The sequence below is a fragment of the Citrobacter sp. RHBSTW-00671 genome (assembly GCF_014103415.1).
Classification (GTDB): Bacteria; Pseudomonadota; Gammaproteobacteria; order Enterobacterales; family Enterobacteriaceae; genus Citrobacter.
On sequence record NZ_JABXPR010000001.1, the window covers coordinates 1866176 to 1883772 of the forward strand.

Consider the following 17597-nt stretch of genomic DNA (forward strand, 5'->3'; position numbering starts at 1 on the left):
GCGTTGCGCTAATCGGCCCGATGGCCTGCCTTCAAAGACGACTTCTGCTCTTTTTTCTGCGTCGAAAATAGCAGAGAAGGGGAGTGCGACAGATAGCTTGATGAGGTCTGAGACAGGAATGCTGCCAGCGGAAACTTCTCCTCGCCTAACAGTTCTGTGGGCGATACCGCCGGGTAATCCTGCGCCAGTTGCTGTGTTTCAATTGCCTGCTTTTCTTTCTCTTGCAGGTATCCCACCAGGCTTATCTGATACTTACGGATATTTTCCACATAGGCGTAGGCTTCGTGACCACGCGCATAGCCATAGGTCAGCTTGTTGTAATACGGCTTTTGACTGAGCAGCGGCAGACGTTGTTTTACATCAGACCAACTGTTCGGGTTGCCTTTAGTTTTTACCGTCAGCGCCCGCGCATCCAGCATGTGCGCATAACCCATGTTATAGGCTGCGAGCGCAAACCAGATACGCTCTCCTTCGGGGACGGTATCCGGCACTTTACTCATCATATCCTGCAAGTAACGCGCACCACCGCTGATGCTCTGCTCGGCATCGGTACGGTCAGTGAGCCCAAGGCTCTGGGCAGTATTTTTGGTCAGCATCATCAGCCCACGTACGCCGGTCGGGGAGGTGGCCTGCGCGTCCCAGTGTGATTCCTGGTAAGAAATTGCCGCGAGCAGTCGCCAGTCTATTTCCTGCGCATATTTCTCAAAAAGTGGCTTCAGATCCGGTAACACGCTATCAACCGCACGCAGGAAGGTGCGGGTATCAACATAGTCAAAATCATCGCCATGCCCAAGATACTTTTCTTCCAGCCGCGCAAGCGAGCCGTCTTCATTCATGGTATTGAAGAAATCCAGCAGGGCAGCGGACAACGTATTGTCATCGTCCAGACGGCTGAACCAGGTCACCGGCTGTTCGTCGGAGACATCCAGCGCGACGGCCAGCTCAGGGTGTACACGCTGGTACAGGCTGATGGCGACGGAATCGGCAATGGTGTAATCCAGCTTACCGGCGATGACATCATCAAGCAGTTCGGTGGTGCCCTTTTTCTCATCAACTTTCCAGCTCAGGTCTGGGAATTTTTTTTCTTTTAACTGCTGGAGGTCGTTTATCACCACGTGTCCCGGGGCGATGGTCAGCTGATTTTCGCTCACACTGGCAAGGCTGCGAGGGCGATATTGCCCAACCCGATACACCAGTTGTTGCGATACGGAATAGTAGGTCGGACCCGGCTGATAATTTTTAACGCGCTCGCTGTTATACACCAGACCCGCGGCTAACAGATCGGCATTCCCGTTATCCAGGTCGTCAAAAAGCTGGCTGATGTTCTGGCGTACGGTGATTTTCAGCTTCACACCCAGGTAGTTGGCGAAGGCTTTGGTCAGTTCGTAATCCAGGCCAAACTTTTTCCCATTAAGCGTGGCGTAAGTGAGCGGTGAGTCGATGGTACTGACGCGCAGCTCTCCCCGCGACTGAATGGCGGCGATACGATTGTCGGCTTTACCGAACCAGGGGATAGATGGCCAGAGGGCCGCTGCCAACAACAGCGTCAAAATACCGATGAACAGATAATTAATCTTTAATTTTTTCAATTAGTTAATTCTCTGAACCGTACGTTGTCTCTGCGTGCTGTGGTATTGATTAAGAAGTGAATTAGTCATTAATGAGCGGCATTTTGCTTAAACTTACGTCAGTTGGCAACTTATTCAGAAACCAGACCGCATTTGATGATAAGACAAGGTCGTGATTTTATTTCGACGCAAACGGTTTCGTCGGCGCGGTAGATTCTTTATAATGACGCCCGTTTCCCCCACTTGGGCACACCGAAAGCTTAGAAGACGAGAGACTTATGATGGAAATTCTGCGTGGTTCACCTGCACTGTCTGCATTCCGTATTAACAAACTGCTGGCACGTTTTCAGGCTGCCAACCTCCAGGTCCACAACATTTACGCCGAGTACGTCCATTTTGCCGATCTGAATGCACCATTGAATGAGGATGAGCGCGCGCAACTTGCTCGTCTACTGAAATATGGTCCTGCTCTTCACAGTCATGCCCCTGAAGGCAAACTGCTGCTGGTCACGCCTCGCCCGGGTACCATCTCCCCGTGGTCTTCTAAAGCGACTGATATTGCCCATAACTGCGGCCTGCAACAGATTAGCCGCCTGGAACGTGGCATTGCCTGGTATGTTGAGGCCTCCACGCTGACTGCTGAGCAGTGGCTGACTGTTGCCGATATTCTGCATGACCGCATGATGGAAACGGTTTTCTCTGCGCTGAGCGATGCTGAAAAACTGTTTGTTCATCACCAGCCTGCGCCGGTTTCCAGCGTTGACCTGCTGGGTGAAGGACGCCAGGCGTTAATTGACGCTAACCTGCGTCTGGGGCTGGCGCTGGCAGAGGATGAAATCGACTATCTGCAAGATGCGTTCACCAAACTGGGACGCAACCCGAACGATATCGAACTGTACATGTTTGCACAGGCCAACTCCGAGCACTGCCGCCATAAAATTTTTAATGCCGACTGGGTGATCGACGGTAAGCAGCAGCCGAAATCGCTGTTCAAGATGATCAAAAACACCTTCGAAACCACGCCGGATCACGTCCTGTCCGCCTATAAAGATAACGCAGCAGTGATGGAAGGCTCTGAAGTGGGGCGCTACTTTGCTGACCACCAGACCGGTCGCTACGATTTCCATCAGGAACCTGCTCATATCCTGATGAAGGTTGAAACCCATAACCACCCGACGGCGATCTCGCCGTGGCCGGGCGCCGCAACGGGTTCTGGCGGTGAAATTCGTGATGAAGGCGCAACCGGGCGCGGTGCGAAACCGAAAGCCGGGCTGGTGGGTTTCTCTGTCTCTAACCTGCGTATCCCGGGCTTTGAACAGCCGTGGGAAGAAGATTTTGGCAAGCCGGACCGTATTGTCACCGCACTGGATATCATGACCGAAGGCCCGCTGGGTGGTGCTGCGTTTAACAACGAATTTGGTCGCCCTGCGTTGACGGGCTACTTCCGCACCTATGAAGAGAAAGTGAACAGCCATAACGGTGAAGAGCTGCGCGGTTACCACAAACCGATCATGCTGGCGGGTGGGATCGGCAATATCCGTGAAGATCACGTGCAGAAAGGCGAGATCGTGGTGGGTGCTAAGCTGATCGTCCTCGGCGGTCCGGCGATGAACATCGGCCTCGGCGGTGGTGCGGCATCATCTATGGCTTCCGGCCAGTCTGATGCCGATCTTGATTTCGCTTCCGTACAGCGCGACAACCCGGAAATGGAGCGTCGCTGCCAGGAAGTTATCGACCGTTGCTGGCAGATGGGGGACGCTAACCCGATCCTGTTCATCCACGATGTTGGCGCAGGTGGCCTGTCTAATGCCATGCCGGAGCTGGTCAGTGACGGCGGACGCGGCGGCAAATTCCAGTTGCGCGATATCCTAAGTGATGAACCGGGTATGAGCCCGCTGGAAATCTGGTGTAACGAATCTCAGGAGCGCTATGTGCTGGCGGTTGCTGCCGATCAATTGCCGCTGTTTGACGAACTGTGTAAGCGCGAGCGCGCACCCTATGCGGTGATTGGTGAAGCCACCGAAGAGCAGCACCTGACTCTGAGCGATAGCCACTTCGACAACCAGCCGATTGACATGCCGCTGGACGTTCTGCTGGGTAAAACGCCGAAAATGACCCGCGACGTACAAACGCTAAAAGCCAAAGGCGAGCAGCTTGCACGTGAGCATATTACGATTGCTGACGCGGTAAACCGCGTGCTGCACCTGCCGACCGTGGCAGAGAAAACCTTCCTCGTGACCATCGGCGACCGTACTGTCACCGGGATGGTGGCGCGTGACCAGATGGTCGGCCCGTGGCAGATCCCGGTAGCGAACTGTGCGGTCACTACCGCCAGTCTGGATAGCTACTATGGTGAAGCGATGTCTATCGGTGAACGCGCCCCTGTCGCGCTGCTGGACTTCTCCGCCTCTGCGCGTCTGGCCGTCGGTGAAGCGCTGACTAATATTGCTGCCACGCAGATTGGCGATATCAAACGTATCAAATTGTCAGCAAACTGGATGGCGGCTGCTGGCCATCCCGGTGAAGATGCCGGGCTGTACGAAGCGGTAAAAGCCGTCGGGGAAGAGTTATGTCCGGCGCTTGGCCTGACTATCCCGGTGGGTAAAGACTCCATGTCGATGAAAACCCGCTGGCAGGAAGGTAACGAGCAGCGTGAAATGACCTCCCCGCTGTCACTGGTGATCACCGCTTTTGCTCGTGTGGAAGACGTGCGCCATACAATCACGCCGCAACTGTCTACTGAAGACAATGCGCTGCTGCTGATTGATCTTGGCCTTGGCCACAATGCGCTGGGCGCGACATCGCTGGCACAGGTATACCGTCAACTGGGCGACAAACCTGCCGATGTGCGCGATGTAGCGCAGTTGAAAGGCTTCTACGACGCCATTCAGGCGTTGGTCGCACAACGTAAGCTGCTGGCTTACCATGACCGCTCCGACGGCGGTCTGCTGGTTACGCTGGCAGAAATGGCCTTTACCGGTCACTGCGGCGTTGAAGCAGATATTGGTACTCTGGGCGATGATCATCTGGCGGCGCTGTTTAATGAAGAGCTGGGGGCTGTCATTCAGGTTCGCGCCGCTGACCGTGATGCGGTAGAAGCGATTCTGGCGGTGAACGGTCTGGCTGATTGCGTACATTACCTCGGCCAGGCGGTAGCCGGCGATCGTTTCACCCTGACCGCCCAAGGTCAGCCGGTGTTTAGCGAAAGCCGTACTACCCTGCGTATGTGGTGGGCGGAAACAACCTGGCAGATGCAGCGTCTGCGCGATAACCCGGAATGTGCCGATCAGGAACACAACGCTAAAACCAACGATGCCGATCCTGGCCTCAACGTTAAGCTGTCGTTTGACATCAACGAAGATATTGCGGCTCCGTATATCGCTACCGGTGCGCGTCCAAAAGTAGCCGTGCTGCGCGAACAGGGCGTTAACTCCCACGTAGAAATGGCGGCGGCTTTCCACCGTGCGGGTTTTGACGCTATCGACGTGCATATGAGCGATCTGCTGGGCGGTCGCATTGGTCTGGGTAACTTCCAGGCGCTGGTGGCCTGTGGTGGCTTCTCTTACGGTGATGTGCTTGGCGCAGGCGAAGGTTGGGCGAAGTCGATTCTGTTCAACAATCGGGTACGTGATGAGTTCGAAACCTTCTTCCATCGCCCGCAAACGCTGGCACTCGGCGTGTGTAACGGTTGTCAGATGATGTCTAACCTGCGCGAGCTGATCCCTGGAAGCGACCTGTGGCCACGCTTTGTGCGTAACCACTCCGATCGCTTTGAAGCGCGTTTCAGCCTGGTCGAAGTGACACAAAGCCCGTCTCTGCTGCTGCAGGGTATGGTGGGGTCACAGATGCCAATCGCGGTTTCTCACGGCGAAGGTCGCGTAGAAGTGCGTGACGATGCGCATTTGGCAGGGCTGGAGAGCAAAGGGCTGGTGGCGCTGCGCTACGTTGATAACTTCGGTAAGGTGACCGAAACCTATCCGGCTAACCCGAACGGCTCTCCAAACGGTATCACTGCGGTTACCACCGAAAATGGCCGTGTAACCATTATGATGCCACACCCTGAACGTGTGTTCCGTACCGTGAGCAACTCCTGGCACCCGGAAAACTGGGGCGAGGATAGCCCGTGGATGCGCATCTTCCGTAATGCGCGTAAACAGCTCGGTTAATCTGGTCGAACATCATGAAGCCCCTCTCGAGGGGCTTTTTTGTCGCCAGATACAGAACGCCTGATGGCACTGCGCTTATCAGGTCTACGGGGAAGAGCACTTGTAGGCCGGATAAGGCGTTTACGCCGTCATCCGGCAATAAATCCGGCGCTAATGCCGCAAAATTAAAGTGTCGGGAAATCCCGACATTGGCAGGGTTGACTTGTCGCTAAAAAGAGACACTTAATAATTTGATTTATAATGATTTTATTTTTAAGTGCTGTGAGTGTTGCTGATTAGCGACAGGGCGAACAAAAAACACGCAATCATTATTTTTACACAATTATTCATATTTCTTATATTTATCATTGTGTTAATAAAGTGTTTTGAATATTGGCACAGATGCTGCATAATATTAACCAGTGGCTCATTCACCTTCTTATGTCAGCCCCTTCGGGACGTGCTACATAAACTTCGAATGACGCACAACAAGGTGCCTGCCGTCCAACATCTGATATTAGCGAAGCTCATATCAACCTTCGGGCGAAACGTCGAGTTAGGCACCGCCTTATTCCATAGCAAAGCCGGGTTAATCCCGGCTTTGTTGTATCTGACGTTCCCCTCGGTTAGCATCGTCTTATTCCCGTCCATTGAGAGTAACGCCTTGAAGCGCTGGTCTGTTTTCCCTCGATCCTTACGTCAGCTGGTGACACTGGCATTTTTGCTGATCCTGCTCCCTTTGCTCGTACTGGCCTGGCAAGCGTGGCAGAGCCTGAACGCCCTGAGCGCTCAGGCGGCGCTGACGAACAGAACCACGCTCATTGATGCCCGGCGCAGCGAGGCAATGACCAACGCCGCGCTGGAGATGGAGCGTAGCTATCGACAGTATTGTGTGCTGGATGATCCGACGCTGGCAAAGGTTTACCAGAGCCAGCGTAAACGTTATAGCGACATGCTGGACGCGCATGCGGGCGTGTTACCGGACAACAAGCTCTACCAGGCGTTACGGCAGGATCTCAACGATCTCGCCCAACTGCAGTGCAATAACAGCGGTCCTGACAGCCAGGCGGCAGCCCGTCTGGAATCGTTCGCTAATGCGAATACCGACATGGTGCAGGCTACACGTACCGTGGTCTTCTCGCGTGGTCAGCAGTTACAACAAGAAATTGCCGAACGTGGTCAGTTCTTCGGCTGGCAGGCGCTGGTGCTATTTCTCGTGAGTCTGGCGATGGTACTGCTGTTTACCCGTATGATTATCGGCCCGGTGAAGGGTATTGAACGGATGATTAACCGTTTGGGAGAAGGTCGCTCACTGGGCGATAGCGTATTATTTACCGGTCCCCGGGAGCTGCGTTCCGTTGGCCAGCGCATAATCTGGTTGAGTGAGCGCCTTTCCTGGCTTGAGTCACAGCGACATCAGTTTTTACGTCATCTCTCCCATGAGCTGAAAACGCCGCTGGCCAGCATGCGTGAAGGCACGGAGTTGCTGGCCGATCAGGTAGTTGGACCGCTTACTCCCGAGCAAAAAGAGGTGGTCGGAATTCTCGATGACAGCAGCCGTAACCTACAAAAGCTGATTGAGCAATTGCTTGATTACAACCGCAAGCTGGCGGATGACGAAGTAGAACTTGAGCGCGTAGAAATCGCGCCGTTGGTGGAAAGTGTTGTTTCAGCACATAGCCTGCCCGCTCGCGCCAAAATGATACATACTGATGTTGCACTGGCGGCGAACGCTTGTCTGGCCGAACCCATGCTGTTAATGAGCGTGCTGGACAATCTTTATTCCAATGCGGTGCACTATGGAGCTGAATCCGGTAACATTTGGGTCCGCAGCAGTTTGCATGGCTCGACGGTATACATTGATGTCATAAATACCGGCACACCGATTCCAGAAGCAGAACAGGCGATGATCTTCGAACCTTTTTTCCAGGGCAGCCATCAGCGAAAAGGGGCAGTCAAAGGAAGCGGGTTGGGACTGAGTATCGCCAGAGACTGTATCCGCCGTATGCGGGGAAAACTGTATCTGGTTGATGAGCATGCGCAAAGCGTTTGTTTCCGCATAGAACTGCCGCTATCTGCATCGAAAAACCACTAAAATGAACCTAAGTCTGGTGAGTATGCCACACGTTGTTGCCCGAATGCTTAAACGAGATTTTATTCGCCGCGTCTTACTCGCAAGTCTGCCATGCCTGGCGCTGGTCGGCTGCGTTCCCAACGCGGTGAATCACATTATCGGCGATCCTTCGCAGGAGAAAATCCCGCCGCATCAACTCGCTGATTACCTTGCCACCGAATGTACGGATATCTGGTCGCTGTCGGGCCAGTCCACAGAGACCAACCCGCTCTACTGGCTGCGGACCATGGATTGTGCAGAGCGCCTGATGCCTGTTCAGGCACGCAGTGAAGCCAGTAGCCAACTCACGGATACCTGGCAGGGCGCTTTCAAGCGCGGGATACTGCTTGATGGCGCCCACATTACACCGCCTGAAAGGCGTGAAATAATGGCCCGTCTGGATGCGCTAAGCCCGCAAATTCCGGCCCAGGTCCGTCCGCTTTATCAGGTCTGGCGCAGTAGTCAAACGCTGCAGTTACAGCTTGCAGAAGAACGTATGCGCTACAGTAAACTTCAACAGTCATCCGACAGCGATCTTGACGCGCTGCGCCAACAGCAACAGCATTTGCAGAGCCAGCTCGATCTCACCACCCGTAAGCTGGAAAACCTGACCGATATTGAGCGACAACTGTCCACCCGTAAACCTGCCGGCAGCTACAATCCCGATGCGTTGCACGGTACTGATAAGCTTACGACGCCTGATGATGGGGAGGTCACGCCATGATAAGCCACAAGCCCGCGCATCTGCTGCTCGTCGATGATGATCCGGGGCTGTTGAAATTGCTCGGTATGCGGCTGACCAGTGAAGGTTACAGCGTCGTAACCGCAGAAAGTGGGCAGGAAGGATTACGGGTACTGAATCGTGAAAAAGTGGATCTGGTCATTAGCGACCTGCGCATGGATGAAATGGACGGCATGCAGCTGTTTACTGAAATCCAGAAAGTGCAGCCGGGGATGCCGGTCATTATCCTGACTGCGCACGGTTCTATTCCCGATGCTGTCGCGGCAACGCAGCAGGGCGTTTTCAGCTTTCTCACCAAGCCGGTCGATAAAGACGCGTTATACAAAGCGATTGACGGTGCGCTGGAACAGTCCGCGCCTGCTACTGATGACAGCTGGCGTGAATCAATTGTTACCCGTAGCCCGTTAATGCTGCGTTTGTTAGAACAGGCGCGGATGGTGGCGCAATCTGACGTTAGCGTACTGATTAACGGCCAAAGCGGCACCGGGAAAGAGGTGTTTGCCCAGGCGATTCACAACGCCAGCCCGCGCAGCCACAAGCCTTTTATCGCCATAAACTGCGGGGCGTTGCCGGAACAACTGCTGGAATCAGAGCTTTTTGGTCATGCGCGCGGTGCCTTTACCGGAGCGGTGAGTAATCGTGAAGGCTTGTTTCAGGCAGCAGAAGGCGGAACGCTATTTCTCGACGAAATAGGCGACATGCCCGCGCCGCTGCAGGTTAAATTACTGCGCGTATTGCAGGAGCGTAAAGTTCGTCCGCTCGGAAGCAATCGCGATATCGACATTGATGTGCGGATTGTTTCTGCAACGCACCGCGACCTGCCTAAAGCCATGGCGCGGGGCGAATTTCGCGAGGATTTGTACTATCGCCTCAACGTGGTGAGTCTGAAGATCCCGGTGCTGGCCGAGCGTACAGAAGATATACCACTGCTGGCAAACCATCTGCTGCGTCAGTCAGCCGAACGGCACAAACCGTTTGTCCGCGCGTTTTCGACTGATGCGATGAAACGTTTAATGACCGCCAGTTGGCCGGGCAACGTGCGTCAGTTGGTCAACGTGATTGAACAGTGCGTGGCGTTAACCTCTTCGCCGGTGATCAGTGACGCGCTGGTGGAGCAGGCGCTGGAAGGTGAAAATACGGCGCTGCCAACCTTTGTTGAAGCGCGTAATCAGTTTGAGCTCAACTACTTGCGTAAGCTGCTGCAAATCACCAAAGGTAATGTTACCCATGCTGCACGAATGGCGGGACGCAATCGCACAGAATTCTACAAGTTGCTCTCTCGTCATGAACTTGATGCAAACGATTTCAAAGAATAAATCTGCGGATTATGTTAGCTTTATTTGATCAAAAGACAGGCGACCTTTTCAAGGAATAGCATGAAAAAGATTGATGCGATTATTAAACCCTTCAAGCTGGACGATGTCCGCGAAGCGCTGGCAGAAGTCGGCATTACCGGTATGACGGTGACAGAAGTGAAGGGGTTTGGCCGTCAGAAAGGCCACACCGAGCTGTACCGTGGCGCGGAATATATGGTGGATTTTCTGCCGAAGGTAAAAATTGAAATCGTGGTTACCGACGATATTGTCGATACCTGTGTCGACACGATTATTCGTACTGCCCAGACCGGCAAAATCGGCGACGGTAAGATTTTTGTCTTCGATGTGGCGCGTGTTATTCGTATCCGTACCGGCGAAGAAGACGACGCGGCAATCTAAGCCGCGCCGTTAATTTGAAGGCCTGATAAGCGTAGCGCATCAGGCAGAGTGATTGCCGGATGGCGGCGTAAACGCCTTATCCGGCCTACTCGCGCAATACATTACAACACTTTATGTGGGCCGAAGCATTCATAATGAATGTTTTCGTTTTTCACGCCCAGACCGACCAGTTGCTTCGCAGCGAACTGCATAAAGCCAACCGGGCCGCACAGGTAAAACTGCATCGCCGGGTCGCTGATAGCGCCTTCCAGTTTGTTCAGATCCATCAGCCCAACGCTATCAAACGCACCTTTCGCGCGATCGGCTTCGGTTGGCTCACGATACCAGGTGTGTGCGCTAAAGCGTGGCAGCGTTTTGCCCAGTTCATGCACTTCATCGGCAAAGGCATGCACGTCACCATTTTCTGCCGCGTGGAACCAGTTAACCTGCGCCGTATGATGCGCTTTTGCCAGCGTGTCCAGCATTGCCAGCATTGGGGTCTGACCTACGCCTGCGGAAATCAGCGATACCGGAGTATCGGTGGAAACATCCATAAAGAAATCACCCGCCGGTGCGGCTAAATGGACGATGTCGCCGACATTCGCGTGGTTGTGCAGCCAGGTTGAGACCTGACCGCCGTCTTCACGCTTAACGGCAATACGGTAGCCCTTACCATCCGGTTTGCGGGTCAATGAGTACTGACGAATCTCCTGATGCGGGAAGCCTTCTGGTTTCAGCCAGACGCCCAGATACTGCCCCGGGTGGTATTCCGCGACCGCACCGCCGTCGACCGGTTCAAACTCAAAGCTGGTGATTAACGCGCTACGCGGGGTTTTGGCCACGATGCGGAAAGGACGGGTACCTTCCCAGCCGCCATTTTTATTGGCATTTTCGCTGTAGATTTGCGCCTCACGGTTGATGAAGACGTTAGCCAGCACCCCATACGCTTTGCCCCACGCATCCAGCACTTCCTGGCCTGGGCTGAACATCTCATCCAGCGTCGCCAGCAGATGGCCACCCACGATGTTGTACTGCTCGGGCTTAATCTGGAAGCTGGTATGCTTCTGGGCAATTTTCTCGACGGCTGGCAGCAGCGCTGGCAGGTTTTCGATATTGCTGGCATACGCGGCAATAGCGTTAAACAGTGCTTCACGCTGATCGCCATTACGCTGGTTACTCATGTTGAAAATTTCTTTCAGCTCAGGGTTATGCGTAAACATGCGATCGTAGAAATGGGCGGTCAGCTTCGGGCCTGTTTCAACCAGCAGGGGAATGGTGGCTTTCACTGTAGCGATGGTTTGTGCGTCAAGCATACGGTCTTCCTTTATCTGAGACTTTAATGATGTATGTCAAATGCATCTTATAAAAAATACCCCTGCATTGTAAATGGTTCTTTGTAACTTTGCGTTGTAAAGGTTACATCGTGAAAAATCTGCATCACAAACCTGAAAAGAAATCCGTTGAAATTCAGCAGAGCTTTGTTCTGCAAAGCCTTGCGTGCCGTGAAGGTAATCGTTTGCGTAAAATCCTTTGTCAAGACCTGTTATCGAAGAATGATTCGGTTATACTGTTGGCCGAAGTCCTAGGGACAACCTTTTTAGGCCGAAATTCTATTGTTAGCTGAGTCAGGAGATGCGGATGTTAAAGCGTGAAATGAACATTGCCGATTATGATGCCGAACTGTGGCAGGCTATGGAGCAGGAAAAAGTACGTCAGGAAGAGCACATCGAACTGATCGCCTCCGAAAACTACACCAGCCCGCGCGTTATGCAGGCACAGGGTTCTCAGCTGACCAACAAATACGCTGAAGGTTATCCGGGCAAGCGCTACTACGGCGGTTGCGAATACGTTGATATCGTTGAGCAACTGGCAATCGATCGTGCAAAAGAGCTGTTTGGTGCTGATTACGCTAACGTCCAACCGCACTCAGGTTCTCAGGCTAACTTCGCTGTTTATACCGCTCTGCTGCAACCGGGTGATACCGTTCTGGGTATGAACCTGGCGCAAGGCGGCCACCTGACTCACGGCTCCCCGGTAAACTTCTCCGGCAAACTGTACAACATCATCCCTTACGGTATTGATGAGTCCGGTAAAATTGACTACGAAGACATGGCTAAGCAGGCCAAAGAGCACAAGCCGAAGATGATCATCGGTGGTTTCTCTGCTTATTCCGGCGTGGTTGACTGGGCAAAAATGCGCGAAATCGCTGACAGCATCGGCGCATACCTGTTCGTTGACATGGCGCACGTTGCGGGTCTGATTGCCGCAGGCGTTTATCCGAACCCGGTTCCACACGCACACGTTGTGACCACCACCACCCACAAAACCCTGGCGGGTCCACGTGGCGGCCTGATCCTGGCGAAAGGCGGTGACGAAGAGCTGTACAAAAAACTGAACTCCGCGGTGTTCCCAAGCGCGCAGGGCGGCCCGCTGATGCATGTTATCGCGGCAAAAGCGGTAGCGCTGAAAGAAGCGATGGAGCCAGAGTTCAAAGTTTACCAGCAGCAGGTTGCTAAAAACGCCAAAGCGATGGTGGAAGTGTTCCTGAACCGTGGTTACAAAGTGGTTTCTGGCGGTACTGAAAACCACCTGTTCCTGCTGGATCTGGTGGATAAAAACCTGACCGGTAAAGAAGCTGACGCCGCACTGGGCCGCGCTAACATCACCGTTAACAAAAACAGCGTGCCAAACGATCCGAAGAGCCCGTTTGTGACTTCCGGTATCCGTATCGGTTCTCCGGCAGTGACTCGCCGTGGCTTTAAAGAAGCGGAAGTGAAAGAGCTGGCTGGCTGGATGTGTGACGTTCTGGACAACATCAATGACGAAGCTGTTATTGAGCGTGTGAAAGGTAAAGTGCTGGATATCTGTGCACGCTTCCCGGTTTACGCGTAAGCAATACGGATTGCCGGATGGCGGTGTAAACACCTTATCCGGCCTACAGGTTACTCACGTGTAGGCCGAATAAACGAAGTGCCATCCGGTAGTTATATTGACTTAAGCAAGATTTTTTCATCGATTAAAGCCGCCACTGGCGGCTTTTTCTTTGCCTGAATCCATTTCCGCAATAAACGTATTTCTCGGCCCTGATTCAACGTTACTGCGCCGACAATTACGCCATCCTGCAGGTTAAACCATATCGCTTTCTGCGCATCAGCATCGCCGCGTACAAGCCAGCTATCTCCCTGCATTTCGCCAATAAACTGCACGTTATCCTGGTATTGGTCAGTCCAGAACCAGCCGGGCGTCTTCTCCGGCAACGGCAAATGGAGCATTGCGGCAGCGGCAATTTGAGCCTGGATATTGGCATTTTCCCAGCTTTCGACACGCGCCAGCGAACCGTCGGGCTGATGCGTCAGCGCCACGTCGCCGGCAGCAAAAATCGCCGGATCGGAGGTGGTACAAGCGGTATCAACGATAACGCCGTTAGCCGTCTCCAGGCCTGCATCGCGGGCCAGTGCGTCATTCGCCACGATGCCAATGCCGTAGATCACCGCATCGGCAGTGACGGTTTCACCATTTTGCAGCGCCAGGGTAAGTAACTCTCCGCTTTCGACGTGCTCGATAGTGCTGTTGAGCCGTACCTGCACACCCGCCTGTTGGTGGCGTGCTAGCAGATAGTCACGCACCGGGGCAGGCGCATTGCGGCCCATCACCGTTGGCGCCTGCTCCACTACCGTTACCCGGCAGCCGTGCTGGGTCGCGCTGGCCGCCAGTTCCAGGCCAATGGTGCCCGCCCCGACAATCACAATCGATTTACCGGGGAGTAAAGCGTCTCGCAGACGAGTCGCGTCGTTCGCGTGGCGCAGGGTAAAGCAGCGATCGCCCAGTTTATCCAGCAGTGGAAGAGGGCGGGCAGCCGCTCCCGTGGCAATCAGTAGCTGATCCCACGGATAACCCTGGCCGTCAGCCAGCTCTAGCTGATGTGTCTGGCGACCGAGCGTCTGGATAGTCACGTTCAGATGCAGATGAACAGTATTTTCCTGCCACCAGGCCGCGTTGAGCACCGGCTGCAGCTGCGGGGCGTCGTCCAGCAGCATCGCTTTGGACAATGGAGGGCGTTCGTACGGCAGATGCGGCTCATTGGAGAACAGATGTATCTCGCCGTCAAACCCTTGCTGGCGCAGTGCTACCGCCGCCATCGCTGCGGCCTGTCCACCGCCGACGATAGCAATAATTTTGTTGTGCATAACGCCTCCTCAGAGATCCAGCCCGGCGGCAACGTGGCGAATACCGCGAATACCCAGGCCAGCATCGGCATTGATCATCACGCCGCTCAACGTACGGTTGTTGCGCTTTGATGCCAGCATCACGTATGGACCGGTAAAATCTGCTGGATCAGGGAAAAACTGCAGCGGCAGGATAGCGGCGATTTTTTCCGGCGTCAGTGATTGCATAATTGATGTATCGTTTTGACCCAACGCCTGCGGGCCGCGCAGGTCAGTTGCCATACCGCACGGCCCTACACCGTTGACACGAACTTTCGGTGCTAACTCGTAGGCTAACTGACGAATGAGTCCGGTAGCGGCGTGCTTGCTTGCGGTATACAACGGGCCGCCGCCGCCGGGATACCATGCGGCATTGGAAAGGGTAAAAATGATACTGCCTTCGCTGGCAATAAGCGCAGCGGCACAGGCTTTCGCGCCCAGCAGATAGCCCAGCACGTTAACGTTGAACAGCTCATGAAAGCCGCTTTCCAGCGCCTCGGCGGAGGTATTGATCAGCGAAGCATTATGATCCCAAATCCCGGCATTACCGATAAAGCAGTCCAGCTTGCCGAACGTCGTGAGGATCTGATCCACCGCCCGCTGATAGTCGGCATAACAGGTAACATTCCCTTCTACCGCCAGCACGTGTTGGCCAAAGCGCTGGCGCAGGCTGGCGACCTTGGCTGGCGACAGTTCCAGCGTGGCAACTTTTGCACCTTCTTCGATAAAGCGTTCGACCAGTGCCAGACCGAGGCCAGAGCCACCGCCAGTGATAAAGATGATGTTGTCGCGTAAATCGCTCATCAGGCCCCTCCGGGAATATCAACAAACACATCGCTACCTTCCACATACACGGCATAGGTAGTCAGCGGATCGGTGGCGGGCAGGCATAGCGCTTTGCCGGTTTTCAGACAAAAACTGGCCGCATGCAGCGGGCATTCCACGGTGGCATCGTCTTCCAGATAACCTTCCGACATCGAGGCATTGCCGTGGCTGCAGCGATCGTTAATGGCATAAAACTCGCCGCCGACGTTAAACAGCGCGATGACGGGCGATGTGTCGAGCCGGAGAGCTTCACCCTCCGGCAAATCCCCTACGGGGCAGGCATAAATACGGCTCATCAGAACAGTACACTCAGGTTATGGGAGGTGATCACCGCCTGATCCAGCACGATCTCACGCTCCAGTAAACGCCACTCATCACCCGGCAGACGACGGACTTTGTCTACGCGCATGCCAACGTAAAAGGTTTCATCTCGCTCTTTTTGTGCGCGGTACAGCAGGTAGTTAAGGCGCACCGCGAACACGTCGTGTTGGCCCGTTTCGCTAACCTGCAGATTGCTGATCAGATGACGAGTGCGCGATGGCGGCTCTTCCGCCCAGGCCATACCGGTTTCGAGGCGGGCGATCCGGCGCTCAAGCTGATCTTTGTTGTCATTGAAAATCCACGTCGTCGGCGGTTGTACGCCTTTGCGGCGATCGCGGGTCTGGGCATTGACTGTGGTACGCATGGTGTAGCGAATGTCGTCGTCCAGTTGTGCCAGCCAGTCGCGAAACTTCCAGTCATCCAGCAGGCTGGCCTCATGGTAGAGAAACTGCGTAATGCGATGATGAAGTTCCAGGGAGACTAAGGTACTCATTTCATCACCTCCTGCTGGTAAGCGGCGGTTTTCTCATGCACTTCCTGCCAGCTTTCGCTACTGAGCAGATCGGCCCAACGCTGGTACATGCCGCGGGCGGCGGTTTCTGAGAAGATGTAGTTGGTGATCCCTGGAATACCGTCTTCACGGCGTTTTTCCTGGCCCAATCCCATCTCCAGACACAGTTTGGTATTGCGCGCCCGGTGGCCTTTCAGCAGTTTTTGAATTTCACACCAGTTTTCTGAGTCATCCTGCTCAAGGAACCCGGCCGGGCCGAAGGCACGGGTAGCGCTGTTTTCAAATGCCGCTTTGACGTCATCTGACGCTGCCTTATCGGTAATACAAAATGCCCACACTTCTACCTGATCGGGTCCACGTGGATGCCAGACACGCAGTGTGGCAGTGCCGTTTAGCCATGACAGCGTTGGGAAGATATTGTTATGGCCTGCCAGTCGCAGAGCGCGAACTTTGCCCAGTCGTTGTTCGGCCTCGGCGTAGGTATCGCGATAGTAGCTGGAGACTTCACCGTCGACCCAGACGTTGGCATCCGGATTTTCAGTAAAGAAAAATCCGCTGCCGTGACCGTCCTGACCGAATTGCAGCGCATCTTTGGCAGTTTCCCACACCGGACGGGCGGTTTGTCCGTCCCCCAGGCGTTTATCACTGCCGTCATCTTTCGCGCCCAGTACCTGAACGGCAGAAGCATGGCTAAACAGGGCGTGATATTGGTCGCTGGCAAACTGCTCGGCGGGGAATTTCCAGTTACAGTCGATAGTCCATTTTTGTACACCACCGACGATTTCTGTGCCGCCTTCGCGACGGTCAAGCACGCCGTCCAGATACCAGGCGATGTCGCCGAGATAATCGCGTAGCGCAGGCGCACTGGTGTCCCAGTTACCGAAGATCAGCCCCTTGTAGCTCTCCACGCCGGGCACTTCGTTCAGGCCCCAGTGAGATTTGCACAACCCTTGTGGGTAAGCGCGCGGCTCCAGCGGGACATCGATGAGCTCGCCGTTAATACCGTATGACCAGCCGTGATATGGGCAGGTAAAGGCGCGGGTGTTGCCGCAATCGGCGTAACTGACCCGCATTGCGCGGTGACGGCATTGGTTGAGAAAGGCTTTGATGCTGCCGTCTTTCTGACGCACCACCACGACCGCATCCTCGCCCATGTAGGTGTTAAAAAAATCACCGGGTTTGGGGATTTGGCTTTCGTGAGCGAGGAATAACCAGCAGCGTCCAAAGATGCGTTCCAGCTCCAGTTGGTAAATTTCAGGGTCGGTATAAATCCGTGGCGTTACGCGACCGTTTTGCGTGTCAATCAGTTGGTAGATGTCTAAATTTGAGGGTGTGGTCATATTTTTTAATCCTGAAAGCTAAGATGTATTGACCTTCTTTTTATGTGCCCTAAGGATGTTGCTGGTTAGTTATCAATCTGTGAAATAGTAAATTTCTACCAGTTGAGACATTTTTTCGATAACAAGGAGAAGG

The 17597-nt window shown here is 54.2% G+C and carries 13 protein-coding genes; 6 read left to right on the top strand and 7 right to left on the bottom strand.

What is annotated here, in order from left to right; translation table 11 throughout:
* Nucleotides 1–8: 8 nt before the first annotated feature.
* The gene (gene mltF, locus HV261_RS08895; RefSeq protein ID WP_202038032.1) at nucleotides 9–1589 is read right to left on the bottom strand and encodes a membrane-bound lytic murein transglycosylase MltF; all 1581 of its coding nucleotides are present in this window, start codon (nucleotides 1587–1589) and stop codon (nucleotides 9–11) included.
* Nucleotides 1590–1846: 257 nt separating this feature from the next.
* On the opposite strand from mltF, the gene purL reads away from it, so the two are divergent.
* The 5 genes from purL to glnB all read left to right on the top strand — a co-directional run bounded on the left by purL (nucleotide 1847) and on the right by glnB (nucleotide 10283).
* The gene (purL, locus tag HV261_RS08900; RefSeq protein ID WP_202038033.1) at nucleotides 1847–5734 is read left to right on the top strand and encodes a phosphoribosylformylglycinamidine synthase; all 3888 of its coding nucleotides are present in this window, start codon (nucleotides 1847–1849) and stop codon (nucleotides 5732–5734) included.
* A gap of 643 nt (nucleotides 5735–6377) precedes the next feature.
* A complete protein-coding gene (qseE, locus tag HV261_RS08905; protein ID WP_202039675.1) occupies nucleotides 6378–7808 on the top strand; it encodes a two component system sensor histidine kinase QseE/GlrK in 1431 nt (476 codons plus the stop codon).
* A gap of 22 nt (nucleotides 7809–7830) precedes the next feature.
* Complete coding sequence (qseG, locus tag HV261_RS08910) at nucleotides 7831–8550, top strand: two-component system QseEF-associated lipoprotein QseG (protein WP_202038034.1); 720 nt, start codon at nucleotides 7831–7833, stop codon at nucleotides 8548–8550.
* Nucleotides 8550–9884 carry a two-component system response regulator GlrR gene (gene glrR, locus HV261_RS08915; protein WP_326929175.1) on the top strand — a complete coding sequence of 445 codons (1335 nt, stop codon included), beginning with the start codon at nucleotides 8550–8552 and terminating at the stop codon, nucleotides 9882–9884. Before qseG ends, glrR begins: the two co-directional genes overlap by 1 nt.
* A 60-nt stretch (nucleotides 9885–9944) precedes the next feature.
* Nucleotides 9945–10283, top strand: a complete 339-nt coding sequence (glnB, locus tag HV261_RS08920; RefSeq protein ID WP_002914032.1) for a nitrogen regulatory protein P-II — start codon at nucleotides 9945–9947, stop codon at nucleotides 10281–10283.
* A 101-nt stretch (nucleotides 10284–10384) separates the two neighbouring features.
* Here glnB and hmpA read toward each other — a convergent pair whose 3' ends face one another.
* Nucleotides 10385–11575, bottom strand: a complete 1191-nt coding sequence (gene hmpA / locus HV261_RS08925) for an NO-inducible flavohemoprotein (protein ID WP_202038036.1) — start codon at nucleotides 11573–11575, stop codon at nucleotides 10385–10387.
* Nucleotides 11576–11900: 325 nt separating this feature from the next.
* Here hmpA and glyA point away from each other — a divergent pair, with 325 nt between their 5' ends.
* Nucleotides 11901–13154 carry a serine hydroxymethyltransferase gene (gene glyA / locus HV261_RS08930; RefSeq protein ID WP_003835277.1) on the top strand — a complete coding sequence of 418 codons (1254 nt, stop codon included), beginning with the start codon at nucleotides 11901–11903 and terminating at the stop codon, nucleotides 13152–13154.
* A gap of 92 nt (nucleotides 13155–13246) precedes the next feature.
* On the opposite strand, the gene hcaD is transcribed toward glyA, so the two are convergent.
* The 5 genes from hcaD to hcaE are packed head-to-tail and all read right to left on the bottom strand — an operon-like array spanning nucleotide 13247 to nucleotide 17464.
* A complete protein-coding gene (gene hcaD, locus HV261_RS08935; protein ID WP_202038037.1) occupies nucleotides 13247–14449 on the bottom strand; it encodes a phenylpropionate dioxygenase ferredoxin reductase subunit in 1203 nt (400 codons plus the stop codon).
* Nucleotides 14450–14458: 9 nt separating this feature from the next.
* Entirely contained in the window at nucleotides 14459–15271 is an 813-nt protein-coding gene (gene hcaB / locus HV261_RS08940; RefSeq protein WP_202038038.1) for a 3-phenylpropionate-dihydrodiol/cinnamic acid-dihydrodiol dehydrogenase, read from the bottom strand.
* A complete protein-coding gene (gene hcaC / locus HV261_RS08945; protein WP_202038039.1) occupies nucleotides 15271–15588 on the bottom strand; it encodes a 3-phenylpropionate/cinnamic acid dioxygenase ferredoxin subunit in 318 nt (105 codons plus the stop codon). Before hcaC ends, hcaB begins: the two co-directional genes overlap by 1 nt.
* Nucleotides 15588–16106: a 3-phenylpropionate/cinnamic acid dioxygenase subunit beta gene (hcaF, locus tag HV261_RS08950; protein ID WP_202038040.1), complete on the bottom strand. Its 519-nt coding sequence runs from the start codon at nucleotides 16104–16106 to the stop codon at nucleotides 15588–15590. The genes hcaC and hcaF overlap by 1 nt, the downstream gene beginning before the upstream one ends.
* A complete protein-coding gene (hcaE, locus tag HV261_RS08955; RefSeq protein ID WP_137382909.1) occupies nucleotides 16103–17464 on the bottom strand; it encodes a 3-phenylpropionate/cinnamic acid dioxygenase subunit alpha in 1362 nt (453 codons plus the stop codon). Before hcaE ends, hcaF begins: the two co-directional genes overlap by 4 nt.
* Nucleotides 17465–17597 lie beyond the last annotated feature (133 nt).